The organism is Paenibacillus thermotolerans (assembly GCF_028745515.1).
In the GTDB taxonomy this organism is placed as follows: domain Bacteria; phylum Bacillota; class Bacilli; order Paenibacillales; family YIM-B00363; genus Paenibacillus_AE; species Paenibacillus_AE thermotolerans.
The window spans coordinates 35654-61493 of the sequence record NZ_JAQZSG010000015.1; the positions used below are offsets into that span (position 1 = coordinate 35654).

The 25840-nt window shown below is 53.0% G+C and carries 27 protein-coding genes, 1 pseudogene and 1 riboswitch; of the genes and pseudogenes, 9 read left to right on the forward strand and 19 right to left on the reverse strand.

Annotated elements, in window-relative coordinates; genetic code table 11:
• Nucleotides 1-6: 6 nt before the first annotated feature.
• Nucleotides 7-1002, reverse strand: coding sequence for a metallophosphoesterase family protein (locus PT964_RS13930; RefSeq protein ID WP_274363965.1), 996 nt, complete (start codon nt 1000-1002; stop codon nt 7-9).
• Nucleotides 1003-1212: 210 nt separating this feature from the next.
• Here PT964_RS13930 and PT964_RS13935 point away from each other — a divergent pair, with 210 nt between their 5' ends.
• From PT964_RS13935 to PT964_RS13950, 4 genes are all read left to right on the forward strand, one after another.
• Nucleotides 1213-2322 carry a HupE/UreJ family protein gene (locus PT964_RS13935; RefSeq protein WP_274363966.1) on the forward strand — a complete coding sequence of 370 codons (1110 nt, stop codon included), beginning with the start codon at nt 1213-1215 and terminating at the stop codon, nt 2320-2322.
• A gap of 65 nt (nt 2323-2387) precedes the next feature.
• On the forward strand, nt 2388-3161 hold the full coding sequence (locus tag PT964_RS13940) for an exodeoxyribonuclease III (RefSeq protein WP_274363967.1): 774 nt from the start codon (nt 2388-2390) through the stop codon (nt 3159-3161).
• Between the two features lie 332 nt (nt 3162-3493).
• The gene (locus tag PT964_RS13945) at nt 3494-4267 is read left to right on the forward strand and encodes a YheC/YheD family protein (protein ID WP_274363968.1); all 774 of its coding nucleotides are present in this window, start codon (nt 3494-3496) and stop codon (nt 4265-4267) included.
• A 72-nt stretch (nt 4268-4339) separates the two neighbouring features.
• Nucleotides 4340-5089 (forward strand): YheC/YheD family protein, encoded by a 750-nt coding sequence (locus PT964_RS13950; protein WP_274363969.1) that lies wholly within the window; start codon nt 4340-4342, stop codon nt 5087-5089.
• Between the two features lie 117 nt (nt 5090-5206).
• On the opposite strand, the gene PT964_RS13955 is transcribed toward PT964_RS13950, so the two are convergent.
• Nucleotides 5207-6061: a sulfurtransferase gene (locus PT964_RS13955; RefSeq protein ID WP_274363970.1), complete on the reverse strand. Its 855-nt coding sequence runs from the start codon at nt 6059-6061 to the stop codon at nt 5207-5209.
• Nucleotides 6062-6202: 141 nt separating this feature from the next.
• On the opposite strand from PT964_RS13955, the gene PT964_RS13960 reads away from it, so the two are divergent.
• The 4 genes from PT964_RS13960 (at nt 6203) to trhO (ending at nt 9425) form a co-directional block, all read left to right on the forward strand.
• Nucleotides 6203-6724: a GNAT family N-acetyltransferase gene (locus PT964_RS13960; RefSeq protein WP_274363971.1), complete on the forward strand. Its 522-nt coding sequence runs from the start codon at nt 6203-6205 to the stop codon at nt 6722-6724.
• A 103-nt stretch (nt 6725-6827) separates the two neighbouring features.
• On the forward strand, nt 6828-7637 hold the full coding sequence (gene motA, locus PT964_RS13965) for a flagellar motor stator protein MotA (RefSeq protein ID WP_274363972.1): 810 nt from the start codon (nt 6828-6830) through the stop codon (nt 7635-7637).
• On the forward strand, nt 7612-8376 hold the full coding sequence (gene motB, locus PT964_RS13970) for a flagellar motor protein MotB (protein WP_274363973.1): 765 nt from the start codon (nt 7612-7614) through the stop codon (nt 8374-8376). Before motA ends, motB begins: the two co-directional genes overlap by 26 nt.
• 131 nt (nt 8377-8507) lie before the next feature.
• Nucleotides 8508-9425, forward strand: a complete 918-nt coding sequence (gene trhO, locus PT964_RS13975) for an oxygen-dependent tRNA uridine(34) hydroxylase TrhO (RefSeq protein WP_274363974.1) — start codon at nt 8508-8510, stop codon at nt 9423-9425.
• Nucleotides 9426-9533: 108 nt separating this feature from the next.
• Here trhO and PT964_RS13980 read toward each other — a convergent pair whose 3' ends face one another.
• The 15 genes from PT964_RS13980 to PT964_RS14050 all read right to left on the reverse strand — a co-directional run bounded on the left by PT964_RS13980 (nt 9534) and on the right by PT964_RS14050 (nt 21084).
• Nucleotides 9534-10481 carry a type II secretion system F family protein gene (locus PT964_RS13980; protein ID WP_274363975.1) on the reverse strand — a complete coding sequence of 316 codons (948 nt, stop codon included), beginning with the start codon at nt 10479-10481 and terminating at the stop codon, nt 9534-9536.
• 10 nt (nt 10482-10491) lie between these two features.
• On the reverse strand, nt 10492-11460 hold the full coding sequence (locus PT964_RS13985; protein WP_274363976.1) for a type II secretion system F family protein: 969 nt from the start codon (nt 11458-11460) through the stop codon (nt 10492-10494).
• On the reverse strand, nt 11461-12909 hold the full coding sequence (locus PT964_RS13990) for a TadA family conjugal transfer-associated ATPase (protein ID WP_274363977.1): 1449 nt from the start codon (nt 12907-12909) through the stop codon (nt 11461-11463).
• Between the two features lie 36 nt (nt 12910-12945).
• Nucleotides 12946-13776, reverse strand: a complete 831-nt coding sequence (locus tag PT964_RS13995) for a CpaE/TadZ family protein (protein WP_274363978.1) — start codon at nt 13774-13776, stop codon at nt 12946-12948.
• A 55-nt stretch (nt 13777-13831) separates the two neighbouring features.
• On the reverse strand, nt 13832-14521 hold the full coding sequence (gene cpaB, locus PT964_RS14000; RefSeq protein WP_274363979.1) for a Flp pilus assembly protein CpaB: 690 nt from the start codon (nt 14519-14521) through the stop codon (nt 13832-13834).
• A 13-nt stretch (nt 14522-14534) separates the two neighbouring features.
• Nucleotides 14535-15470, reverse strand: coding sequence for a pilus assembly protein TadG-related protein (locus PT964_RS14005; protein ID WP_274363980.1), 936 nt, complete (start codon nt 15468-15470; stop codon nt 14535-14537).
• A gap of 12 nt (nt 15471-15482) precedes the next feature.
• Nucleotides 15483-15884, reverse strand: coding sequence for a TadE/TadG family type IV pilus assembly protein (locus PT964_RS14010; protein WP_274363981.1), 402 nt, complete (start codon nt 15882-15884; stop codon nt 15483-15485).
• Nucleotides 15881-16399, reverse strand: a complete 519-nt coding sequence (locus PT964_RS14015) for an A24 family peptidase (protein ID WP_274363982.1) — start codon at nt 16397-16399, stop codon at nt 15881-15883. The genes PT964_RS14010 and PT964_RS14015 overlap by 4 nt, the downstream gene beginning before the upstream one ends.
• Before the next feature lie 70 nt (nt 16400-16469).
• Nucleotides 16470-16664 carry a Flp family type IVb pilin gene (locus PT964_RS14020; protein WP_425262725.1) on the reverse strand — a complete coding sequence of 65 codons (195 nt, stop codon included), beginning with the start codon at nt 16662-16664 and terminating at the stop codon, nt 16470-16472.
• Nucleotides 16639-17049, reverse strand: a complete 411-nt coding sequence (locus tag PT964_RS14025; protein WP_274363984.1) for a DUF192 domain-containing protein — start codon at nt 17047-17049, stop codon at nt 16639-16641. The genes PT964_RS14020 and PT964_RS14025 overlap by 26 nt, the downstream gene beginning before the upstream one ends.
• Nucleotides 17050-17145: 96 nt before the next feature.
• A riboswitch (cyclic di-GMP riboswitch) is annotated at nt 17146-17254 on the reverse strand.
• A 266-nt stretch (nt 17255-17520) separates the two neighbouring features.
• The gene (locus PT964_RS14030) at nt 17521-17991 is read right to left on the reverse strand and encodes a nucleoside deaminase (RefSeq protein WP_274363985.1); all 471 of its coding nucleotides are present in this window, start codon (nt 17989-17991) and stop codon (nt 17521-17523) included.
• 15 nt (nt 17992-18006) lie between these two features.
• The gene (locus tag PT964_RS14035) at nt 18007-18702 is read right to left on the reverse strand and encodes a Na-translocating system protein MpsC family protein (protein ID WP_274363986.1); all 696 of its coding nucleotides are present in this window, start codon (nt 18700-18702) and stop codon (nt 18007-18009) included.
• A gap of 85 nt (nt 18703-18787) precedes the next feature.
• Nucleotides 18788-19984 carry an ATP-binding protein gene (locus tag PT964_RS14040; protein ID WP_274363987.1) on the reverse strand — a complete coding sequence of 399 codons (1197 nt, stop codon included), beginning with the start codon at nt 19982-19984 and terminating at the stop codon, nt 18788-18790.
• 320 nt (nt 19985-20304) lie between these two features.
• Nucleotides 20305-20838, reverse strand: a complete 534-nt coding sequence (locus PT964_RS14045; protein WP_274363988.1) for a DUF420 domain-containing protein — start codon at nt 20836-20838, stop codon at nt 20305-20307.
• A gap of 120 nt (nt 20839-20958) precedes the next feature.
• Nucleotides 20959-21084, reverse strand: a complete 126-nt coding sequence (locus PT964_RS14050) for a hypothetical protein (protein ID WP_274363989.1) — start codon at nt 21082-21084, stop codon at nt 20959-20961.
• A gap of 171 nt (nt 21085-21255) precedes the next feature.
• Here PT964_RS14050 and PT964_RS14055 point away from each other — a divergent pair.
• A pseudogene (locus tag PT964_RS14055) lies at nt 21256-21441 on the forward strand (helix-turn-helix domain-containing protein); the annotation flags it as partial.
• Between the two features lie 290 nt (nt 21442-21731).
• Here PT964_RS14055 and PT964_RS14060 read toward each other — a convergent pair.
• Nucleotides 21732-23876, reverse strand: a complete 2145-nt coding sequence (locus tag PT964_RS14060; protein WP_274363990.1) for an ABC transporter ATP-binding protein — start codon at nt 23874-23876, stop codon at nt 21732-21734.
• A 64-nt stretch (nt 23877-23940) separates the two neighbouring features.
• Nucleotides 23941-25689 (reverse strand): ABC transporter ATP-binding protein, encoded by a 1749-nt coding sequence (locus PT964_RS14065; RefSeq protein WP_274363991.1) that lies wholly within the window; start codon nt 25687-25689, stop codon nt 23941-23943.
• Between the last annotated feature and the right edge of the window lie 151 nt (nt 25690-25840).

Here is a 25840-nt window from a genome sequence, read left to right on the forward strand (position 1 = left end):
ATCCCTTTACTTTTCAATTTTGAATTTAGAGGTATCGCGAACGAATTCGGCCTGTTCCACCCATTGCCTCGTGTCGTGGCGCCGTCCTTTGATCGTTACGATATCCCCTTCAACCTCGACGAACAAGCTCTCGCTGTTCGGTCCTTCGATCGGCTGGTTCGCTTCGTTATAAGGCCGGAAGACGGAGGATGAGCCGACCATCGCGAAACCCTCTTCCTTATATAGATCCTTGCTGATTAATTCGAAGTGGGTGTGCCCCGAGAAATAAATGACCTCCGGATATTTCTCAAGCAGCTGTCTCAGCTCTTGATGCTGGACGACACCCATGTCGTACCAGCTGCCCGCAATCGTTGCCGGAAGCTGCTGATGAAGAAATACAAAGATCGGCTTCGGATGTTCGGCGTCCCGCTTCTCGGCCAGCTTATCCTCCAGCCAGCTTAACTGGGCTTCCGACAAATACGCGTCTTCCATCGACTCCGGGTCTTTATCCCTGTATTGCTCACCCCCTAAAAAGATGAAATGGTATCCATTAACCCAAGCGTCTCTGTACACCTGCTCCAGCTTCATGGAAGCTTTAAACAGATCTACCGCTTGTTCGGAGGTCCACCCGTTCGGGAACGTATCGGCGCTCCAGTTGCGGTCTTTGTCGTACCACATTTTGTAGAACTCGTGATTTCCGATCGTCGCGTAAACCGGCGGCAGCTCATATTCGCCCATAATACCGTTGAGCGTTTGATAGTCTTCTTCAAAGCCATCGGTCAGGTCGCCGTTGATGACCATCAGATCTTGCTTTTCCATCGTTTGATAGTCGTCAAGCGCCGCTCTGAATTTGTCTTGGGATTCCTTATCCCACGCTTGCACGTGAATATCGGACATCACTGCGAATCGAATCGGGCCCACCTCCTTCTGCGCGAAGCCCGGCAACGAACAGCCTTGAAAAAAGACCGCCATCCCCAAAAAATGAATAGCTGTAAGCGCTTTAGCAATAGATGACTGCCTCACATCCGACCTCCCTTGATCCGGAACGATTAAGATTGTTAAGATTTTGTAAATTTTTTCTTTGCATGCAGAACTATATCACGGAATAAATATTTCCGCCATATTTTTTTGCGTGGATGGATATATTTTTTAAACGGTAATTTACAACCCCGAAATGTTCTATTATCTTTAAATTGGTTTCTTCTATAAAAATCATATTAGGAGGGTCCGCCCTTGCCGCAAAATCGCTTAATACAAAACATACGAAGCTTTTTGATCGGTATGACCGCGGTTTTTACGCTGCTGGCCGTTTCCCCGCCCGGGGTATTCGCACATGCGGCAACTTTCGTGGTTTCGGACTTTTCGACACCCGAGCCGAATATCGTCAGGCTGGTGCTGCGCGTTGACGAGAAGACAATTATGGAGGTCGCCGCCGAAGCCGACCGGAACGGAGACGGGGTCATTGATGCGGACGAGTTGAAAACCGGATACGAATCGATCATCCACCCCTACCTGTCTAAAAGGATCACGGTCAGCAACAACGGCGAAGCGCTCTCGATGGTTGCCGTCAAGCAAGAGTTACCGAACCCGAACGTGCTTCGGTTCGAGTTCGATTTTCCGTCGGAGCAGCCGATCGAGCAGCTTTCGATCGGTTACGATGCGTTCTTTGAGGTCGCTCCGGACCACACGAATATTGCGGCGTTCCGTATCGGTGAGGAACAATCTTTCCAGCACTTGTTTTCCGGCGATAACAAAGTATGGACCGGCCGACTCGGCGAAGCCCCCTTAGTGGCGGAGACCGTCGTGCAATTTGTGCTTCTCGGCATCGAGCATATTTTGACCGGCTACGACCATCTGCTGTTTCTGTTTGCGCTTCTCTTGATTCGGGCAAGCTTCCGCCAGACGATCGCCATCGTCACCTCGTTCACGGTCGCCCACAGCATCACGCTGGCGCTCGCCGCATTGAATATCGTGTCGCTCCCTTCCCGGTTCGTAGAAGCATTTATTGCGCTGTCCATCGTTTATGTAGTGATCGAAAATGTGTTCCGCGTCAAACCTATCAAATACCGCTGGGTGCTTACCTTCATCTTCGGACTCATTCACGGCTTCGGCTTTGCGGGGGCTCTTCGCGAAATCGGTTTGCCGAAAAGCCAGGAAATGTATGCGCTCGTCACATTTAATGTAGGGGTAGAGTTGGGGCAGCTCGCCGTGGTGTGCGTCGTATTGCCGCTGTTGTTCGCCATAGGCGGCCGCAGCTGGTATTCCCGGATGCAGCTTGCCGCCTCGTGCCTCATCGGCGCGTTCGGACTGTTTTGGCTCGTCAGCCGGATTGCCGGGGTTTGATAGGCTCTGCCGTCTCCTTGTGTTACACTATTTAATAGTAAAAACGATCGCAAGGAGTTTTACAGATGAAGCTGGTTTCCTGGAACGTCAACGGATTAAGGGCATGCGTGAACAAAGGGTTTCATGACTATTTCAAGGCAGCGGACGCGGATATTTTCTGCATTCAGGAAACAAAGCTGCAAGAAGGGCAAATTACGATGGGGCCCGAGGAAGGTTACGGGGACTACGAGCAATACTGGAATTACGCCGAGAAAAAAGGATATTCAGGCACCGCCGTGTTTACTAGAATCAAACCTCTTTCCGTACGCTACGGCATGGAACAAAATTCGGAGCCCGAGGGACGAATCATTACACTGGAGTTCGATTCTTTCTATGTCGTAACCGTGTATACGCCGAATGCCAAGCGGGACTTATCAAGGCTGCCGTACCGACTGGAATGGGAGGAACGGTTTCGGAGCTACCTCAAAAAGCTGAATGAGGACAAGCCTGTCGTCGTTTGCGGCGACCTGAACGTTGCCCATCGGGAAATCGACATCAAGAACGCCAAATCGAATCACGGCAACTCCGGCTTCACCGAAGAGGAACGCGGCAAAATGACCTCCTTGCTGGACGCCGGATTTATCGACACCTTCCGGCACTTCTATCCGGACAAGACCGATGTGTATACATGGTGGTCCAATATGCCGGGAGTGCGCGCACGGAACGTAGGGTGGCGGATCGACTATTTTCTGGCGTCCGAAAGGCTGGCGCCTTATCTGAAGGATGCGCAAATCGATTTCCACATCCTGGGGAGCGACCATTGCCCCGTCGTATTGGAGATGGCGGATACTTTCGAGTAAAGACCTGTCAGCAAAGCGGAGGGCGAGAGTCCTCCGCTTTTTGCATCTGTTGCGACAGCCGCGGCTTGCCGCCGCTCTCATACGATCCACCCCGCCATGCCGGCCGCAAGAACGAAACAACCTGCAAATATCGGTTTCCTCATGCAATCGCCTCCATTTACCTTTCTTTTAAATCTTAAGCTCTCGAACTCTTATTTAATGAAAAACCAGCTCAATTACGAGAATGGTACATCTTGCACAATTGTGCGATTTGATGGGGAAAAGTCGCCCCGTCCAAAGCCGCCCTAAGTACATACTTATAACTAAATGAAAAGAAAGCGAGGTCAGACTATGTGAGGATTCCCCCTAGCATTAACAAGTGGGTTAAATATAAATTCATGAGAAGTTACAAACCGCTGCGACCCTATCTCCCGGTTACCGAACGCTTAACGCCTCACGCTTTGTGGTCCATGGTCGATCAATATTCCCACGCGGTTGTTAAACCGATTGGCGGAAGACAAGGCAGAGGCGTAATTTCCGTGTCCAAACTCGGAAACAGCCAATACGCATTGCACTTTGGAACTAGAAAAAGAAAATTCACGGAGAAAAGAAAAGCCTATCAATTTTTAAGCAAATTATGCGGCTCCCAAGCCTACATCATCCAACGCGCCGTAACCAGACCCAGTATCGGGAGACGACCGTTCGATTTTCGAGCCGTCGTGCAGCGCAACCCGCGAACGAAGCAGTGGGACGTCACCGGAAAGCTGGCAAAAGTGACGGGCAGCGGCTACTTCGTATCCAATACGATCAGGAACGGATCCGTCCTTCCTGTGGAAACGGCCTTAAAAAGATCGTCGTTGCGCGGTATTTCCCATCGCATATTGCAATCCAGAATCGACGCCGCTGCGAAGCTGTCCGCGAAAAGACTAAGCGCGCTGTTCCCCTACCACCCTATCTACGGGGTCGACATCGGATTGGATCGGAAAGGAAAGGCTTGGATATTCGAAGCAAATTTATTTCCTGGCTTATCGCAATTCAGAAAGCTAAAAGACAAATCCATGTATTTAAGGATCATGAAACGCAAAAAAGCAACGGCAACCCGAAGGAAGAAAAAGAAGCGTGTTTAGCATGAACAATGAAATCAAAGCTCCATTGAGCTGCGGTTATGCAACAATCATTAATCGATATGGGGGATGCATATGTCTGTTCGCATAGTATACGGCAAGCTGCGAAAAGGCAATGCTATGAGATCCGATCGCACACTTCGGAAGCACCTTCCAGAAACATATCCGTACAAGCCGGCCACGGTTTTGAAAATGATCCGTAAATATAGCAGTGTCTTCATAAAACCGGATAAAGGCAGCCAAGGCAAAGGGATCATCAGGATCAGGAGGCTGAGTTCCGATAAAGTTCAGATCTCGTGGGGATTACGTCACCGCAAAGTTCCTAGCGGCAAGGCGGTTCGGACATTAAGCCGATTGCTGCGGCCGAACAGCACTTACTTGATTCAGCAAGGTTTGGAGCTGGAAAAATACAAAAACCGCAAATTCGACATCCGCATATTTATGCAAAAACCTCAATCCAAATGGTTTATTTCGGGAAGAATCGTTCGTGTAGGCGCTCCCGGCCGATTCGTAACGAATTACAGTCAAGGAGCTTCGCCGCAAACCATCGAGAATGTTTTCAACTCCATATATAAAAACCGGCCGAATAATACGAAGCAAATGATTAAAAAAATCGACGCATTGTGCTTTGCCCTTGCCAAGAGGATGGATCGGAAATTTCCCGGCGTCCGCGAATTAGGCATCGATATCGGCGTAGACAAGAAAAGTAGCATATGGATTATTGAAGCAAATACGACTCCCCAATTTAATTCGTTTAAAAGACTGAGCGACAAAACGATGTATAAACGCATTCTGGCACGGCATCGGTATATTTATAGAAAATAAGAACAGGCAATAAGGCAATCTACCATTTAACCTAAAAATGCTATACCGTTATAAAAGAAACCGTCAGGGTGCATTCCCTGACGGTTTCTTCGTCGTTGTGCCGCAAACGCGTCCTTGCTACTCCTTCTTCGCGATCGGCCGGTCCGGATCGCTGATCCAGTCGCTCCAGCTGCCGGCGTACAGCTTCACGTTCTTAAAGCCCGCCTCGCGCAGCGAAAGCACGTTCGGACAAGCCGTTACGCCGGAGCCGCAATAAACAATGATCTCCTCGGCGCCTTGCAGCCGCTCGAACCGCTCCATCTGCGACTTCACCGGGCGAAACCGGCCTTCCGCATCCAGGTTCCCCTTCCAGAACCAATGCTGCGCGCCCGGAATATGCCCCGCCTTCTTATCGATCGGCTCCGTCGCTCCGCGATACCTCGCCTCTTCCCTCGAGTCGATGAGCACAACCTTGCCGGCCTCAGTCCGCTGCTTGTTCGCCAAAATATAATCGGCCGTTACCATCAGCTCTTCCCTTAGCCGCGGCACGAACCCGGCAGGCGAAACCGGCGTATCCGGCAATTCGGCGGTTACGGGATACCCCGCAGCCTTCCAGCCGGCGAATCCTCCGTTAAGCACGCAAGCCTCGTCATGACCCATATACATCAACAGCCACCAAAGGCGTGAAGCCATCGCTCCGCCCTGATCGTCGTAGCCGATAACCCGTTTGCCCGCGGAAACGCCGATGCGGGAAAGCTTCTCGGCAAGCGATGCGATATCCGGAAGCGGGTGGCGCCCGCCGTGTCCGTCGGCCCGCTTCGCGGACGATAGGTCTTGCTCCAAATCCAAATAGAAAGCCCCGGGAATATGCCCCTCCATATAGGCTGATCTTCCAGATATCGGTTCCCCCAGATTGAAACGGCAGTCAATAACGATGACGCTTCCTTCCTGCAACATCGAGTACAAACGCTCTGGGCTTATTAAATGACGCATGTTTCGTTCCTCACCCTTTCGTTGTCCCGGTTTCCCCTAGCATAACAGAACGCAAAACCTGTGAGAAGAGGCGTAAGTATTGTATAATATTGTCGAAATGTTACGGATTCGCCGAATTAAGCGCGCAAAGGAACAGAGCATATGCCCGCATTCACCGACAATCTTCGCTTTACGATAGAGCCGATGACGGAAGCTCACGCCATGGCGGTCTGCTCCTGGCGATACGAACCGCCATACGACCGTTACAATTGGGAGCCGTGGGAGACGATGGCGTCGCTCGGCAAAGAATTCGCCGATCCTCACATCCGCACCGAGCAGTATCGCAGCGCATTGCTGGACGGCGACAAGCTTGCCGGCTTTGTGCAGCTGTTTCCGCTTTCCGGGGACGACGCTGCCGGAACGATTCGGCTCGGTCTTGGCCTGCGCCCCGACCTGTGCGGCCTGCGGCGCGGAATCGGCGCTGCCCTGGCGAGGGAGGCCGCCCTTTATGCACTCGGGCTCTATCCGGGGTGGAGCGTGGATCTTGAAGTCGCCGCTGACAACCTTAGAGCGATAGCCGCATACGAACGCGCCGGATTCGTTCGCACCGACTCATACGAGCTGCGGGCTAGTCACGGCACTACAACGACCTACTGCATGGTATGGGGCGGGCCGGAACGGTAGCGCATGAAACATTTTCTATAGAAATAATACTTCAACGAAACGGACATTATGCCGATATAGTCTTATAGACTAGTGCTTACAGATAGACGAGGAGAGTGCTCGAATGGAAAAGTCGACAATAATCGGTCTTGTTTTGGGACTTATAGCGGTGTTTTACGGCATGGTGCTGAAGGGTGCGCACCTTAGCGCTCTGTTCGACAGCTCCGCCGCTTATCTCATAATATTAGGCGGTACGGCAGCTTCGTTGTTTATCGGCTTCCCTATGTCGGAGCTCAAGAAGTTCCCGAAGCTGATGAAGATCGCGTTTGTCGGCCAAAAGCTGCCTCAAAAGTCGGAAATTATCAGTATGTTCATGGAATGGGCGACCATTACGCGCCGCGAAGGGCTGCTCGCGCTGGAAAGCAAAGTAGACGAAATCGAGGATATGTTCCTCCGCAACGGAATGCGGATGATTATCGACGGCAACGATCAGGATTTGGTGCAAGACGTATTGATGGAAGAGATCAACGCCACGGAAGAAAGACACAGAGCGGGCGCTCTGATCTTTACGCAGGCCGGTACATATGCGCCGACGCTCGGGGTCTTGGGAGCCGTTATCGGTTTGATCGCCGCTCTGGGCAACCTGTCCGATATCGAGAAGCTCGGACATTCCATTGCGGCGGCCTTCATCGCCACCTTGCTCGGTATTTTCACCGGTTACGTGCTTTGGCACCCGCTTGCCAACAAATTGAAGCGAATGTCCAAGCAAGAAATGCTGCTGAAGACGATGATGGCCGAAGGGCTCCTTTCGATCCAATCCGGGGTATCCACGATCGCCATTCAACAGAAGCTGTCCGTTTACTTGACCCCAACCGAGCGGTTAGCCGAGCAGAAGGGGGAAGCAGCCGGTGAACAAAAAGCACAAACCGCATGAGCATGAAGAGCATATAGACGAAACATGGCTCATCCCTTACTCCGACCTGCTTACGCTGCTGCTTGCTCTGTTCATCGTGTTGTTCGCCTCCAGCCAGATCGACCAGAAGAAATTCGAAGAAATTAAGAAATCGTTCGTCGCGGCACTCAGTGGCGGAAAAAGCTTCTTCGACAACAATTCGCCGGTTCCTTCGCGCACAAACGTAGGTATCGACAGCAAAGCGAAGGAAGACAAGGATAAAGAGCAATCGCAGGAAGACAAGCAGCGCACGAAAGAAACGGAAGAGCTGCTTGAGCTGAAGAAGAAGATCGACCGCTTTATTGAAGACACGGGCTTAACCACACAGCTGCAGACGCACCTGGACAACGAGCAATTGCGGATTACGATCAGCGACAACGCCTTATTCGCATCGGGCAGCGCTCAGCTCAAGCCCGAGTCGCGAAAAACCGCAGCCACGATTTCAAAGCTGCTTGAGCAGTACAAAAATTACGAAGTTGTAGTCGCAGGTCATACGGACAACGTACCGATCAATACGGCCCAGTTCCCGTCCAACTTCCACCTGAGCGCGGAACGCGCCCTCAATCTCTTGGCGGTCATATTGGAAAACAAGAATGTCGGTCCCGAACGGTTCAGCAGCGTCGGCTACGGGGAATACAAGCCGGTCGCTTCGAATAAAACGGAGGAAGGCCGAGCCAAAAACCGCCGCGTGGAAGTTTCGATCGTCCGAAATATCAAGTAACTTCAGGGCTGCTCCCGGACTCGTCCGCGGGCGGCTTTTTCAATTCAATCGCGGATATGCTAAAATAAATAAAGCCTCAATCGAGGAACAGCGGTAAGAATGACTAAAATCAAGTAAACAGGTGAAGGAACATGACGACAGAAGGAGCAACTAAACCTTACAGAATTCTTCTTTACTATAAGTACGTACCGATTGAAAACCACGAGGAATTTGCCAAAGAGCATCTTGCGTTCTGCAAGGAGCTGGGCGTGAAGGGCCGCATCCTCGTTGCGCATGAAGGCATTAACGGCACCTTGTCCGGCACCGTCGAGCAAACCGATATTTATATGAAAACAATGCGCGATAACCCGTTGTTCAAGGACATGATATTCAAAATCGACGAAGCCGACGCGCACGCATTCAAGAAAATTTTCGTACGTCCGCGTCCGGAGCTCGTTACGTTCCGGCTTGAAGAAGATATTAATCCGAACGAGTTGTCGGGCAAGCGGCTGAAGCCGAAGGAGTTTCTCGAAGCGCTCGAAGACGAGGATGTCATCGTTCTCGACGGACGCAATTATTACGAATTCGACGTAGGCCATTTCCGCAACGCGATTCGGCCCGAGGTGGAATCGTTCCGCGAATTCCCGGAATGGATCCGCGAAAACCTGAGCCAATACAAAGACAAGAAAATTATAACGTACTGCACGGGCGGCATTCGCTGCGAGAAGCTGTCGGGCTTCCTGCTCCGCGAAGGCTTCAAGGACGTTGCGCAGCTTGACGGCGGCATCGCCACCTACAGCAAGGACCCGGAAGTGAAAGGAAAGCTGTTCGACGGCAAAATGTACGTGTTCGACGAGCGAATCGTCGTGCCGGTCAACTTTACAGAGACGGCGACCGTCGTCGGCAAGTGCATCCACTGCGGCACTCCGTCCGAAAAATACATCAACTGCACGTACGATTTCTGCCACAACCACCATATCGTGTGCGACAATTGCGAGGAAGAGCATCAAGGCTATTGCTCGCCGGAATGCGCGGAGAAGGACGAGCTTCTGCAAGCCTCCAGAACGTAAAACAACAAAAAAAGCCTTGGAACCGGGTGTTGTTCCGAGGCTTTTTTTATGCTGCAGCATGCCGGACGACGCTGTGAGCCGAAGCTTTCCGCCGGCCGATGGCCTTGTTTATGGCGCGCCGTTCGAGAACGTATCCATAAATTGTATGAGCACGGGTCCGAGCAGCACGATAAACAAGCAAGGGAATACGAAGATGACCAGCGGAAACAGCATCTTGATCGGCGCCTTCATCGCCTGCTCCTCGGCGCGCTGCTTGCGCCGGTCGCGCATTTCCGCCGACTGGACCCGCAGCACCTGCACCATGCCGATGCCCATCTTCTCCGCCTGCAGAATGGCGCTGACCAGCGAGCGCATCTCATCCAGCTGCAAGCGGTCCCGAACGCCGATCAACGATTCCTTCCGCGTCCGCCCCAGACGTATTTCCTCCAGACAGCGGTGAAATTCCTCCGTCAGCACCCCGCCCTTCTTCGAAACGAGCTTTCCAAGCGCAGAGTCGAAGCCGAGCCCCGCCTCCAGGCTTACCGTCAGCAAATCGAGCACGTCGGGCAGCTCGCGCAGCGCCAGTCTCGCTCGTTTCTTCACTTTGCCGCTGAGAAACAAATACGGCAGCCGCCAAGCGGCAAGCAGGCAAATCATTATGATCAGAAGCAGCGTCCCGAATGAGCTTTTCAGCAGCAGAAGCGCATATGCCCCGCCCGTTAGCGGCAGCACCAGAAACAGCGCGAGCTGAGCGAAGCGAAATTCGAACGGTGTCATCTGGAACGGCCGGCCCGCCTGCAGAATCAACATTTCGAGCTTCTGTTGAACCCGCTCGTCCGTTTTTCTCCGAAATCTCCGGCGAAACCGGACCAGCACGGCCTTGAACAGCCGCTTCCATAGCGGCGTGCCGGCAATTTCCTCCTTAGCCGCTGCGGAAGCCGCGCTTTCCGCCTCCGCCGTCTCATCGGAACGAATGAAGCTCAGCCGCTTCTTAATCCTCATCTTCCGCTCGTTAGGAATCACATACAAGCTGTAACCGATCAGCGTCATTGTAATGAAAAAAGCCGCGTATAGCATAAACACCAGGCTACACCTCGATCGTAGTAACTTTGCGGATCAGTAAAAATCCGATCGTGCCGGAGACGCACCCCGCCCCAAACAGAGCTAACCCGACGGGATGATGGAACAATATCTTAATATGATTCGGCTCCATCATGTAAATCAAAATGCCGATCGCTACGGGCAGCAAGCCGATGACGACTCCCGACAATCTTCCCTGCGCGGTCAGCGTCTGCAGCTGGCGCTGGATTTTGTTGCGGTCCCGAATCGTGCCGACGATCGTTTCCAGCACCGTGGCCAAATTTCCCCCGACCTGCTTCTGAATCAGAATCGCCTGAATCATCAGCTCCAAATCCTCGCTCGGCATCCGCTCCTTAAGCGATTGAAGCGCTGCCTCCATAGTCGCTCCGTATTGCATCTCCTTAAGCACAATATCGATCTCGCTGCGAATCGGCTCGTCCGCCTCCTCAACGACAGCCTTGAGCGACTGAGCGAAGCTGAAGCCTGCGCGCAGCGAGCTAACCAGCGTCGTAAGCATATCCGGAAGCCCTTCGTTGAACGCGTTTAAACGGTCTCGCTGCTTCTTGCCAAGAAACCAGCGCGGCGCTACCCACCCTAATAACAATCCAACCAGCACAAACACCCAGTGGGACAAAATGACGAACAGAAATCCCGCCGCCAGCGCCATCGCAATCCATTGGAACATCACAAACTCTTCCGGCGTGAGCGGAATGCCGGCCCGCAGCAGCGCCTCCTCAAGACGGTCGTTGTTTTTCTTCGTCAGCACCTTCTCGCGAATCGCACGTTTATAGCCTTGAAGCTGTACGAACATATCCAGCTTCTTTCGGTCGAGAGGACGCTTCTTCTCATCGCTGAGCTGCAAATACGCCTTCATCCGCTTCTGCAAGCGCTTGTCCGAAAACAGCGTATTTTGAAGCAAGAACAAAAACAAGAAACACATAGTCAGCCCGAAAAATACGATCATCAAAGCTTTCAACTACGACCACTCCTCCCGGTCGATAAACACAGACGTCGGTATGTAAATGCCGGAGGTTTCCAGGCGATCGTAAAATTTCGGACGGACCCCGGTCGGCACCAATCGGCCGATAATCCGGCCGGCCTCATCGACGCCCTTCTGCTCGAACGTGAAAATATCTTGCAGCACAACCGTATCCCCTTCCAGCCCCTGGACCTCGGTGATGTTGGTGATTTTGCGCGAGCCGTCCTTCAGCCTAGACTGGTGGATGATCAAGTCCAGCGCGCCTGCGATTTGCTCGCGGATCGCCTTCACCGGCAAGTCGATTCCGGCCATCAGCACCATCGTCTCCAGCCTTGAAATCATATCCCTCGGCGAGTTCGAGTGGCCCGTCGCCAGCGATCCGTCATGGCCCGTGTTCATCGCCTGCAGCATATCGAGCGCTTCGCCGCCGCGCACCTCCCCGATGACGACGCGCTCGGGGCGCATCCGCAGTGAGTTGCGGACGAGATCGCGGATCGTAATGGCGCCTTTGCCCTCAATATTCGCAGGGCGGGACTCGAGCGATACGACGTGCTCCTGCCACAGCTTCAGCTCCGCCGCATCCTCGATCGTCACGATCCGCTCGTCGCTTGGAATACAGCCCGATAATACGTTTAATGTGGTCGTTTTACCCGAACCGGTTCCTCCGCTTACAAAGATGTTCAATCTCGCCTTAACGCACGCATCCAGAAACAGCGCCATCTCCTCCGTCAGCGTGCCGAACCGGATCAGGTCTTCTATTGTAAAAGGATCCTCGGAAAACTTACGGATCGTGATCGTCGGGCCGTTCAAGGCAAGAGGCGGTATAATGACGTTCACCCGCGAACCGTCCGGCAGCCGCGCGTCCACCATCGGGCTCGATTCGTCGATACGTCTGCCGATCGGAGCGACAATCCGGTCAATGACGCCCATGACGTGCTCATTGTCCCGAAACTGCACGCCGGACAGCTCCAGCTTCCCGTTCCTCTCCACATACACCTGGTTCGGACCGTTCACCATGACCTCGCTGACATCGGGGTCAATCAGCAGCGGGTTGATCGGGCCAAAGCCGGTCAAATCGTTGATAAGCTCCTCTACGACCTTCTTGCGGTCCACGGATCCGCGGAACGTCTCGTCCTCCTTAATAATTTCTATCGCCATCGCATCCAGCTTCGGAACAATGTCCTCCACCTCCGCGTCCTTCATTTCATCTAAAATTTGTTTATGTAAACGGTTTTTAAGCTCCTGATGTTTGCTTAGCCTCGGAGTTGCTTCCTTCGCCTTGGCGGGAGCGTCGCCTTTGCGCATTTCCCGGAACGTCGCAACCAGATCCTTCTTAGGCACCCGAACCTGTTCCGGTATTGCGGAGCCCTGGGCCGCATCCTGCTCCGCTTCGTCCGAAATTCCCGCTTCCACGCGTTTCGCTTGTATACGTTCAAGTAAGCTCAAATTTTTGCCCCCTCCCTCGTCTCACAATGGATGGACTTACAGCGTCTTCGGTTTGGAAAAGATCGATTGAAACAGCGACGGAGCTTTCGGTTTAAAGAGCGAAATGTCCCGTCTGGAGACGAGCTGGTCCGCCATCCGAAACATCGCCTTGGCCACATCGGATTTTCCTTGATTCACCACAAACGGAATGCCGACATTGAGCGACTGCGACACGATCTGAAATTGATTAGGAATGTACATTCCTACCTCAACACCTAAAATATCCGCAACGTCGTGCGCTTTAATGACGCTTTCCATATTGGAACGGTTCACGATCAGCTGAACCTTGTGCTGCATTCCCAACATCTCCAGCGTATCCAGCATCAGCTTCGTATTTTTCATCGTCGCCATCTCCAAATTCGTAATGACGAATATTTGGTCCGCCTTCTCGACGATATGCAAATTTTTATCCTGAAGACCGACACCCGTATCGGCAATGACGTAATCATGCTGCGAGAGCATGAGGTCGCATACTTTGGCGATTATGTCTCCGGTCACCAAATCCGCATACTCGGGCCGATCCGGCGCAGCGAGCACGCGGACTCCGCTTGGGTGGTGCATATAAAAGCCTGATAAGCCGAACGCGTCCATATCCTCGATCGATTCCACGACATCCTTCACGCTGAATGACGGGTGCAGGTCAAGCGCAAGGCACACGTCTCCGAATTGAAAGCTCCCGTCGAGCACCCCGATCTTCACATTGCTCTTGGACAGCGCCACGGCCAGATTCACCGCAAGCACCGTCCGTCCGACCCCGCCTTTCGCGCTGCAAACGGCGATCAATTCGCCGCGGAAGCCTTTCCCCTTCGCCGTCTCCGATCCGTTCATGACCGCTCCTCCTTTCTCAATCATGTATTATAAATCGCCGAAAAAGCCGAAAACCCTACTTGTTTTCCGCCTTGTCCGCTGTTTCCTGCTGAGACACTCTCGTATGAAGAGTCAGGTGGATGGTGCCGCTCTCGATTGCGTTGACCAGCACAACTGTCTGATCCTTATTCAGCTCAAGCGTTGCGGAGCTGTATTCGACGTACGGCGTATCCGTTTCACTTTCCACCATTCTTCTGCCCACCGCCAGCACGCGAACCTTCTCCAGAAGCAGCTTCGTTATGACTTCCTTGGTCTGCATGTCTACTTTGCTGTATATAACGTCCACATAATCTTCCGGCTCGATCAGGTTCGATACCGATCGTACGAAGTCAACCCCTACGGAAACTGCCCGATAGCCCTCCTTCACCTTGCGGGATACGAACAGCGCCTCCTCCTTCGTATCCTGAAACCGGTGCGTCAGAAGCACTTCGCCTGCCGCGATGGATGCGTTCGCAATTTTCCCTTCCGCCGAGCTAATTGTCGTCACCGCATTCGGGTGCACGCCGAGCTCGGGTACGCGGGCGATCGTAAGCTTGGCGGCAGTAATAATCTCGTTTTTCGCAATCGGCTCCTTCGCGGTCACGACCTCGACGAACACCTCGCTCGCAGCAGCCTCCTGCTGGAACCGGTTCATGTATTGGTAGAAGAGCACGGTTGTCACCGCGCCCATAACAATCGCTAAAATTAGCACCATCTTTGTTCTCATTGTAGTCAACCGCCTATTCCGTCAGTCTGATCGAGAATGCTCCCTTGCCCGCCGCGCCCGGGTCAACGATTCCGGTTCCCACGCGTTCGATAAACTTGCCCTTGATGTACGTATCGTTATCCTTTTCCATGCCGATCACATAAAAATACGCAAATCCCGTAATTCTCACTTTCTTCAATTGATTCGAATTTTGGTCGTATGGCTTGTAAACAGGAACCAAGAGTACCCTCGGGCAATCTCTATGATGCATTTCACCTTCAGGGTACGGACAGTTTCTGATTCTCTCCTCGATAGCCTCACGCGTTTTTCCCGCAATATTTCCGGTTTGGGTGTCGATAATGTCATCAAGCTTCACAAGTCCTTTGTACCCATATCTAAGGTTATCGGAGTACGTGCTGGCACCCGGCCCGTCAAGCGCCAATATGCCGAAAAAACCCGATTGCTGACCGCCCGGCTCTACCTTGAGCGTATAGATTTGGTTGTACACTAACTCCGTCCGATCATCGATTCCGATCGGCGCGGCCCCTTTCGCCTCCCCCATAATACCGAGCTGCGCGGTCGCGCTGACGGATACCGGAGTGCTCTTTATGCCGAATATGCCGGCGAAGCCGAGCGGCACTTCCCGTGTCAGTCCGACGGTAACACTATCTTTCATTCGAATATCCAAAACATCGATGCCTTCTTCTTCCTTATGCTGGTGAAGCACATGACGCGCTACCGCTTCAACCGAAGTTTGGTCGGTTGTCAGCTCCTGTGCTCCCGAAAGCGCAGCTGCGTTAGCCGCCTTCTGCATTTGCATACGCGCTACGTATAGGCTTCCTCCGTCAACGACTAATCCGCCAATCGCAAGCATCGCCACCATGGACAACGCCGCTACCGCTATAACGTTGCCTTTTTGCTCCGTAACCAGCTTCCATGCGCTATGTTTTAACCAATCCGCCGATTTCATCCGTCATTCACCTCATTCCACCCGTATGGTCGAATACGCCCTTATATTCGGTCTTACCGGCAAAAGCTCCCCTACAATCGGCGTTACAAAAGTAAAGGGCTCCTGCAGCGTGACCGTGACATAATCCCCGGAGTCCCGCGTGCGGTCGTCCGGCGTAACCGTTACCGCCAGCAGCGCCGGGTCCTTAACCTTCATGTACGATCTGGCAAACGCCGCAAGCTCGGCGTCCGTATAACCGAAGCTCCCTTTTCTCACCGTTTCTTGCGCCGCCAGCTGCAGGTTCAAATAGCCGTACATATAACGCCCCAGATCTACAATGCCGAACACTAGCAGAAGCATGACCGGCGCGATGATCGCGAACTCCGTCAACGCTTGCCCGCGCTCATCCTTCCTCAGCTTCCAACTACGACTCATATGGGAATGTCTCCTCTCGTGAGAATCGCCGTCAGCGCACCGCCGCCGATCGCCACCCCGTAGGGCATGACAGCAGTTAGCGCTCCCGTATTCTTAGGGAAGGACATGCGCGTGCCGCAGCGGAATGCATACAAGAAATAAACGACTTGCTTAAAAAACGCTCTGGAATCTTTCCGCAAAAGCAGCGTAACGACCGCCATCGCCGCACCGATCAACCCCATGTATACGGCAGCCGTAACGACAAACCACGATCCCTTCAAAGCGCCGATTACGGAGAGCAGCTTTACATCTCCCGCTCCCATTCCGCCCATAAAGTAGGGGATAAGCAGCAGTCCGATACCGGCTGCGAAGCCCGCGAGCGAAGCTCCGAGACCGGACCAGCCGCCGAACCAAAAATGAAGAGTCAATGCAAGCGCAAGTGCGGGGAAGGTTACTGCGTTGTAAATTTTACGGCGGTGCAAATCGGTGCCGACGCAAATGATCAACACAGCGATCAACACAATGTCCGACCACATATCTTACACTCCTTAAGCTATAAAGAAGGGCCTTACGTTTGCACGAAAGACCCTTGCTTCGAATGAATGTTTAGTTGCCGCCGGCTGCCGGTACCTGGTCTCTGTTTTGCACTTTCCCGAGCGCATCGTTGAAGATGTTGACGAGCTCTTGGCGGAACGCTGCGATGATTCCTACAACCGCTACCGCGATAATGCCGAGCACCAAGCCGTACTCCGTCAAGCCTTGTCCTTGCTCTTCTTTAACCAACGCGATCCATTTGTTCATCATTTTCATTCTCCTTTTGATTGTTTGTTTTTTTAGTTTCGGGATTCATAAATCCCATCTTATGTCCGACTCGGGTTTCCGTCGCCCGAATCGTTCCCGCAGGCAGCTCTACCACCGAACGGGCTCCCGCTACCATCGAGCCTACTTGGCCCGGCGAAAGTGCTTCATCCGTTCCGACGACAACGCCGGCTTCATCCAGATAAAGTACATCGATCGGGTAACGCATAAAAAAGGTGTGCACGGACCGGCAGGGTACGATATGAAGCGCGCAATCCTGCGGCAGCTCTTTCGTCAGCATCAGCCCTCGGAACCTTCGAAGGAAGGTGGATGCGGCTTCGACCCGCCCGGCGACCCGTACGCCGTTCTCAAGATTGTACAGCTCCATGACTTTTCACCTCCGCTCATAACAAATAACCCTGCCTTTACGTACCGAAAGGAGGGTTACGCCATGATGCTTCCACGTAACAAGTTCCCCTGATCTTTCGGTAACTGGCTGGCATAGAAACCGGAATATCCCATTCGTTATTCCGACTCCCTTAGCCCCTCTAGCTTTGCGCCGCTAGCTTTCGCCAGCTTTGCCTTTATCGAGATTCAGCGAAATTTGTCTGAACCTGACGACTTCATAGTACGCCCGATGCAATCGTTCCCGCCATCCATCGAAATGATTATTTTTCCAGTTGGCCGCAACAAGCGTAAAGGACTACTTTCATCTTCCAAACATTGCCTCCGCCCGTGCTGAAAGATTCAGGAAATAAATCCCACGGAAAACAAAAAAACCGGCGCCTCTTCATCGAAAGCGCCGGTTTTTCCATCTTTAGGCATAGCGAAATCCCAAAATTCGGGCGAACCTCACTAGTTAATAATCTACGCGTCCGCTATAAGCGGTCCATGCGTCGAACGGCGCATGATATCCTTCCGGAGTCATACGCTGCATCGCGATCGATCGCGACTCGATCGGCTTCTCAAGCTCGTCGTAAATAAAATGATCGTCAAAGCCGATGCCCGCGGCTTCTACTTTCGTGCAAGCGTAATACACCGCTTTCGGACGCGCCCAGTAAATGGCTCCGATGCACATCGGGCAAGGCTCGCAGCTCGTATAAATTTCGCAATCCGACAGCTGGAACGCGCCGAGCTCCCTGCAGGCCGCCCGGATCGCCTGCACCTCCGCGTGCGCCGTCGGATCGTTCGAACTCGTCACCTCGTTAACGCCGGAGGCGACGATGCGGCCGTCCTTCACGACGACGGCTCCGAACGGACCGCCTTTACCGCTTAACACATTCTCCTTCGCAAGACGAACCGCTTCCCGCATCCATCTCTCATTCGACATAATACCCCTCCCAGCTTACTTCCCGGTCACAAGCAGCATGATGCTCCGATCCCTCTCAAAATCCCAATCGACAAACACGTCGATGACTTTCCGGTTCAAAGCCGCTTCGAAATGCCCGTTATTGTGAAGATAGCTCTTTTCCAGATTCCGCTTTACCCGCTTTAGGAGCGCTCCGTGGCCGAGGCGGATGAGCTCCTTCTCGATCCGCACGAGAATGCCGTTGCGCACGACTAAAATCGTACGGGAATTCAATTCGCAGGAATAAATTTCATCCGGAATTTTTTGCGCTTGCTCGCTGATGTTTACAATCTCTTGATCGATAATCGGCTTTCCAGGGTAGGCGTCATTCACATTTTCCGCGAACGGAAACGGATTTTCCCCTATAAATGTAATCATCCCCGAACGGTTATGCAAGTTCCAGTCATAATACATTTCTTGCACTTGGACGCCTGTCGTCAGCTGAATATATCCTTTCAATTCAGGAAAGAGCCGTTGTATGAGCGTATCCCTCATTTGCACGATGATGTCCGTCTGGTCCTGATCCATCAATACTCTTTCGGCCGGAGTGAGCAAATTGCGCAAGTGCACGGTCATATAGGTAAGTCCTACGGAAACGAAAACCGATTCCGGCCCTTTGCCGAAGTTTTCGCGAAACAGCTTGCCGATATAGCTCGATATATTTTGAATCACGGGTGTTTGATCTGCGTTCATGTGTCGTCCGACTCCTTAAGACCTTGCCTTATTTGCCTCTATACGGCAGTTTCATTATGCGCTGCGGGTTGGACGATTATTCCAATTACAAGACGAGCGGCAGACGGATGTCCACCGACGTTCCTACCCCTTCTTCACTGGCGATGACAAGCTTGCCCTTGTGCAGCTCAACGATATTGAAGCTTACCATCATGCCCAGACCCGTTCCCTTTTCCTTGCTGGAAAAGAACGCCTGACCGATTTTCTCCTGCATTTCTTTCGGAATGCCGCAGCCTTCGTCGACAATGCGTACCGACAAAGCTTCGCCGAAGCGGCTGACAAGCACGGAAACCGTCCCGCCGCCGGGCATCGCCTCGACCGCATTCTTTAAAATATTAAGAAACACCTGCTTGATTCGGGTTTCCTCGCACAGAATGCGGGCTTCCGAAAGTCCCGGCTCCACTTGCAGCCGTATTTCGACGTTATGAATGATCGCCTGCGTGCCCACCAGCGTCATAATCGATTCAAGCATCGGAATAATTTCTTTTTCTTCGAAAAACATTTTTTTCGGCTTTCCGAGCAGCAGCAGCTCGTTCGTGATCGTATGGATGCGATCCAGCTCGTCGAGCATAATGTCGCCGTATTGGAGCGTCTTGCTCTCCAGCGACAATTGAATGAACCCGCGCAGGCTTGCAAGCGGGTTTCGGATCTCATGCGCTATGCCCGCAGCCAACTCGCCGACGACGGCGAGCTTCTCCGAATGCAGCAGCATCTCATCATAGCGCTTCCGATCGGTAATATCCTTAAGCACCGCGTATACGCCTCTCACCTTTCTGCCTGAATGGATCGGAAAGAAAGAGACCTCGGCATCAAAGACGGCGCCGTCCTTCTTAATATATCGAGTTTCGAAATGCTGCGGTTCACCGTCCGCCGCCTTCCGAAACTTTGCAAAGACGCGTTCCCTCTCCTCCGCAGGATAAAACTGCTCGAAAGTTTTACCGATCCTTTCAGTTTCCGTATATCCCTTTAACCGCTCTGCCGTCGAATTCATCCTCTTCAAACGGCCGTTCCTGTCATAGAGGCTTACCGCTTCCCTATGATTATGGAACAAGCTTTCGTTAAAGTCTGGAATCTCATCTCTAATGAGCCAGGCGCCCAAGCCCAATGCCGAGGCGAGCAACCCGCCCTCCGCAATCCAATACCAATACGCCGCAGTCCATGGCAGCTTCCATACGGTGAACGATAGTACCTCGCCCGCAAGAACAACCAAACAGCCTGATAGTATGATTCCCATCCAACGCATAGCGCACCTTCTTTTTCGGATAAGGTCCCTTTTTCGTAAAGAAAAATGGCCTGACCTCTAAAAATATAGAAGCCAGGCCATGAAGGACGTTATCCGTTCGAACAATTCGCTCATTTACCTGAAATATTCTTTTACAAACAATCTGCAAGACCTCCGCTACCGATCCTTCGGTCCGGTTCTGCCGTTGTCTATTTCATGAATTCATAAATCATAAATTCCAAATAATCGGTGCCATCCTTGACGCCAATCTTCTTTATTTTAGCATACTTTAACATCTTCGGAAACTTCGAATTGCACCGGCGCCGCGTCACGCGCCCGGCTTATACGTAATACGGCGATATCATTAAGTATACGATAGGACCCGTCAAGCTTACATAAAGCCAAATCGGCATCGTCCAGCGCGCGATTTTCCGGTGCTTCTCCACATTGTTCGTCAAGCCCCGGATGGTCGTTATGAGCGATAACGGAACGATGGCCGCCGCAAGAATAATGTGAGTGATCAGGATGAAGAAATAGACGTAGCGGATCGGGCCTTCCCCGCCGTACGGCGTCGATTCGGTCGCGTAATGATAGGTGACATACGACACTAGAAACAAAATCGTAGTTGTGAACGCCGCGAAAATAAAATTCCGGTGAAGCTTGATGTTTTTCCTCTTGATAAAGTACAAGGCCGCCACAAGAAAGACAAACGTAAAGCTGTTGAAAATCGCGTTCAGCATCGGCAATATCGTAAAGTCGATATGGTCGAGCCCTTCCGCCTTCGGCAGGAAGAACAGAACGGCTACGAGCGCGTTGACTACGATGGAGAGGACGACAACAAGCGGTGTATAGTTGCGTTCTTTAGACGGTGCCATAAGTGGAAATCCTTCCTTTTCGAGCATGTTACCCCCATCATAATGAAAAAAGGCACCCGAAAGCAATCTTGAATGCCTAATGTCACACAACGTACAAAAAACGGCGGCTCGGTCGAATGCTTATTGCTTTGGTTTGTCTTTGCCCTTCGCTTCGGAAAGACGAACCAATATATAAGAAATAACAATGCTCCCGACGATAAAGTACCATCCGGAAAAACCGCCGAGGACCCACTCTTTTACGCTCATCGCTACTCCCCTAACTACTTATAAATTAAATATATTGTGTCACGTTCTGTGTATATTACGTATTAATTTACCATATTTTGGCGAAAATGAAAAGCATGAATACACTTATTGTGACTTCGATGTCAAGCGATTTTCGCGTCATTTATAATGTCTTCGAGGATGGTGGGACAGTTGCTCGGAGACGTCTTGCGGGAATTAAGGCTTGCCAGGAAGCTGAAGCAGGAAGAGATTTCCCGGCAAATCGGCATTGCCAGAACAACCTATGCGATGTATGAACAAAATAATCGGCAGCCCGATCACGAAACGCTGATTAAACTCGCCGAATTTTTCGGCGTCACGGTCGACCGGCTGATCGGAAGATCCTCGGATTACGGCTCCGTCCAAGGCAAGCTTGTGAAGGACAGCAACGGAACCTACGGAACCGCGTTGTTGTTTCCGCCCGTTCCCGAAGGAATGAGCGAGGAGGAATATGCGAGGCGGGCAGCGGCTGCGAGCGAAATTTTCGCCTTGCCGGCCGAAAAGATCGCTTATATTGAAGCGATTCTTACAGCGATTCGGAAAGAAATGGAGAATGAGCGAGGCAAGTAAAGGAATAAGGGGATATCCTGCAGGTCCGTTAGGACGGCTGCGGGATATCCCCTTTATAGTTATGCGCTAGGCGCAGCGGCAGCCGGCGTCGGCGCCAACGCACCGGAGCCGAACGACTGTCGGGAAGCGGAAGCCCCTTTCCCTTGCTGCAGTTCGTACATTTGATAATATTTCCCGCCGAGCGCCATCAGTTCGTCGTGCGAGCCGCGCTCGACGATTTCGCCGCGGTCCAGCACCAGAATCAGATCGGCGCTCTTAATGGTCGACAAGCGGTGCGCAATCACGAACGTCGTACGGCCCTTCTTTACGACGTCCAGCGCTTCTTGAATGACGGCTTCGGTTTCGGTGTCGATGTTCGACGTCGCTTCGTCCAGGATGAGAATCGCGGGATCGAAGGCGAGCGCGCGGGCGAACGAGATGAGCTGGCGCTGTCCGGCCGAGAGCGTGCTTCCCTTCTCGATGACCGGCTCTTCGATTCCCTTCGGAAGCTGTGCAAGCAGCCGATCCGCCCCTACATCCCGAAGCGCCTTCTCAACCCGTTCTCTCGAAATCGACGGGTCGTCGAGCGACACGTTCGAGGCGATTGTCCCCGTGAAGAGGAACGGATCCTGCAGAACGATGCCCATATGGTTCCGAAGCGTCTGCCGGGGCAGCTCGCGAGTATCCTTGCCGTCAATCGTAATGCTTCCGGAGTCTACGTCGTAGAAGCGGAACAGCAGGTTGAGAATCGAGCTTTTGCCCGACCCGGTATGCCCGACGAGCGCCACCGTCTGTCCTTGCTTCGCTTCGAACGAAATCCCTTTCAGCACCGGTTCTCCTTCTTTATATGAAAACCAAACGTCCTTGAACGATACGTTGCCTTGGTAACGCGGCATTTTTTCGTCGGACACGTCTTCTCCTTCTTCGTCAAGCAGCACGAAGACGCGTTCCGCGCTGACCAGCGCCTGCTCCAAGTTCGGAAGCTGATTGACGATGTTGACGATCGGCTGGAACATCCGGTTGAGCAGATCGACGAACGCGTATAGCACCCCGAGCGATACGCCGCCTACGATCGTGCCGAGCGATACGCCCGAAAAGTACCAGATCAATGCGACGAACGCGATGTTTCGGATGACGCCCACCAGATTGTGCGAAGTGAGCGAGTTCAAGTTCAACAGCTTGTTGCGGAAATCGAAGTACTTATTGTTGTACTGCTCGAATTCTTCTTCCTGCTTCTTCTCCCGGCGGAACGCCTGAATGATCTGCATGCCTTGAATCGATTCGTTGATCATGCCGTTCATCTCGGAAAGCGTCGAGCGGATGATGCGGTTATAATTCGCCGCGTATTTGCGGTAAATGACGATCCATACGGCCAAAATCGGAATCACGAGCGTACAGATCATCGCAAGCCGCCTGTCGAGCAGGAACATCGCTCCGAGGATGGAGAAGATGTACAGCGTGCCGGAGAAAAAATTCGCAAGCACGTTCACATACATATCTTTGATCGCTTCGGTGTCGTTCGTAATCCGCGATACGACTTTGCCTGCCGGCAAATTGTCGAAGTAGCGGATCGGCAGCTTATTGATATGCGCAAACACATCGTCGCGCATCTTGCGAATAATTCGGTTGGCGGACGACTGCAGCCAATACCGCTGTCCGTAGCTGAGTATCGCCGACAAGAAGGTAAGGGCTACGTAAATCCACGACAAGTTTGCGATCCCTGCAAATTCCGGCCGATAGAACGCGAACAATTGGCCGCTCGTAAGACGCTGCGCATCGTACCTGGCGGTTTCGCCTTGTTTCGTCGTTACCGTTAGAACGGCCTTGCCGTCTTCGCTCGCTTCTGCGGTACGGTTCCCGTCCTCCGCGATGCCGCCCGGCACGAAGTAAAACTCGCGCCCGACCTGAAGCACCCTTGCTTCCGCCCCCCGGTCGCTTTCCGGCACGCGATCGCCGCGTTTCCAGCTCTCCCCCGCGTATTCCACGCTGCCCGGGGTTCCCGGCTGCACCTGCACCCAGGCTTTCTCGATGCCCGCAATGTGATCGTCGATCAGCTTCTTTGCGATGAATGGTCCCGTCAGCTCCGTGCCGATCGCGAGCGCAAGCGTGATCAGTGCAAGCAGGATCGTCTTTTTGTATAACATAGCATACTGCCATAACCGCTTGCCCGGCCGCGCTCTGCGCACCGCTTCGCGGTCAAGCTCAAAATCCATGTCTCCGTTCATTGTTTGTTTCTCCACCCTTCTATCTGAAGCAAGTGTTTATCTACATGCGAATCGTCCTTTACGGTTACTCGCCTTCCAGCTTCGCTTCCGCCTGCTGGCGGTCCCACTGCTCTCGGTACCAGCCTCCATGCGCCACCAGCTCCTCGTGCGTGCCTTCCTCCACGATCCGCCCGTCATCCAGCACGACGATCCGGTCCGCATGCTGCACGGCGGACAGCCGGTGCGTAACGATCAAGGTCGTCTTCCCGGCGCGGGATACGCGAATATTCGAAATGATTTCGGCCTCCGTCTTGGCGTCGACTGCGGAGAGCGCGTCGTCGAGTATTAATATTTCCGGATCGGCGATCAGCGCCCGCGCAATCGACACCCGCTGCTTCTGCCCTCCGGAGAGCGCCACGCCCTTCTCGCCGACGAGCGTCTGAAGCCCGCTCGGCAAAAACTCCAAGTCTTTCTTAAATGCCGACAGCTCGATCGCTTCTTCCAGCTTGCCGGCCGCTTCTTCACCCTTGGCGAACAAAATGTTTTCCCGCACCGTCCGCGAGAATAAGAACGGATTTTGCGGAACGTAGCCGATCCACCCCTTCAAGTCGTCGAAGGCGATTTCCTCGATCGGCTTCCCGGAAATGGACAGCTCGCCGTCCCCTTTCGGGTATTCGCGAAGCAGCTGCTTGATCAGCGTCGTCTTGCCGCTGCCCGTGCGTCCGACGATGCCGAGCGTTTGGCCGCGATCCAGCCGGATCCTCACGTCGCTGAGGTTACTCTGCTCCGAGGTCGGATAGCGGAACGTCACGCTGTCGAAGGCGATTTCGCCGGGTTCCTTGATGCTTGCAGCGTCCGGTTTCTCCTCCACATCGGCCCGGTAAGACAGCACCTCGTTCACCCGATCGAGCGAAGCGTTGCCGCGCTGCATAATGTTGATCAGCTCGCCGATGGCGAACATCGGCCAAATGAGCATCCCAAGGTATACGTTGAACGTGACGAGCTGGCCGACCGTCAGTTCGTTATGAAACACGAGATACGCGCCGTAGACGAGGCCGATCAAGTAGCTGGCGCCGACAATAATTTTGATCGTCGGCTCGAAGAGCGCGTCGATCCTGGCGACGGCGATGTTTTTGTTCAGCACGTCTTGCGTGACGCCCGCGAATTTGCGCTCGGCGGCCCGCTCCTGAACGAACGCCCGAATGACCCGCGTACCGGAAATCGTCTCCAGAACGCCGTCGTTCATATCGCCGAACGCATCCTGCGCTTCTTTAAAACGGTGATGGATCCACTTGCCGTACAGCTGCATCGTGAGCGCCAAAACCGGCAGCGGAATAATCGACGCCAGCGTCAGCTTCCAAGAAATGAGCGTCGTCATTACAACGAGAATCGTCAACATCCATACGGTGGAGTCCATCAGCGTCAAAATGCCGAAGCCCGCCGTCATGGACACGTCCTTCAAATCGTTCGTCGCCCGCGCCATGAGATCGCCGGTGCGGTTTTTCTCGTAGAAGGTAGGCGTCATCTTCAAAAAATGCCGCATTAACCGCGACCTCAGCATCCGTTCCACCACGAAGGCGCCGCCGAACAGCCGGTACATCCAAATATAAGTGATGAAATAAATGGCGGCCGTCAATCCTCCGAGCAGCAAAAGCGTGCTTGTTACGATTTCCCAGTCGAGCGACCCTTGCTGAATCCGGTCGATCATGTCCCCTACGATCTTCGGCGGCACGACCTCGATGAGTCCCGCGAGCAGAAGCAGCGGAAGCGCGATCGCGTACCTTTTCCACTCGATTCGGAAAAACCAGCCTAACTTGCCTAACACCGAAAGCATCCTGTTTCTCTCCTCCTTATTTACCAAAAAAAGCACACCGCGATTGTATCAGCAGTGTGCTTTGTTTCCCATACGGAAAATAAAAAGCGCACGCCACGATTGTTTGCCGTGACCTGCGCCGTTCATTCGTCTGCGTACGCTTGATTGACGC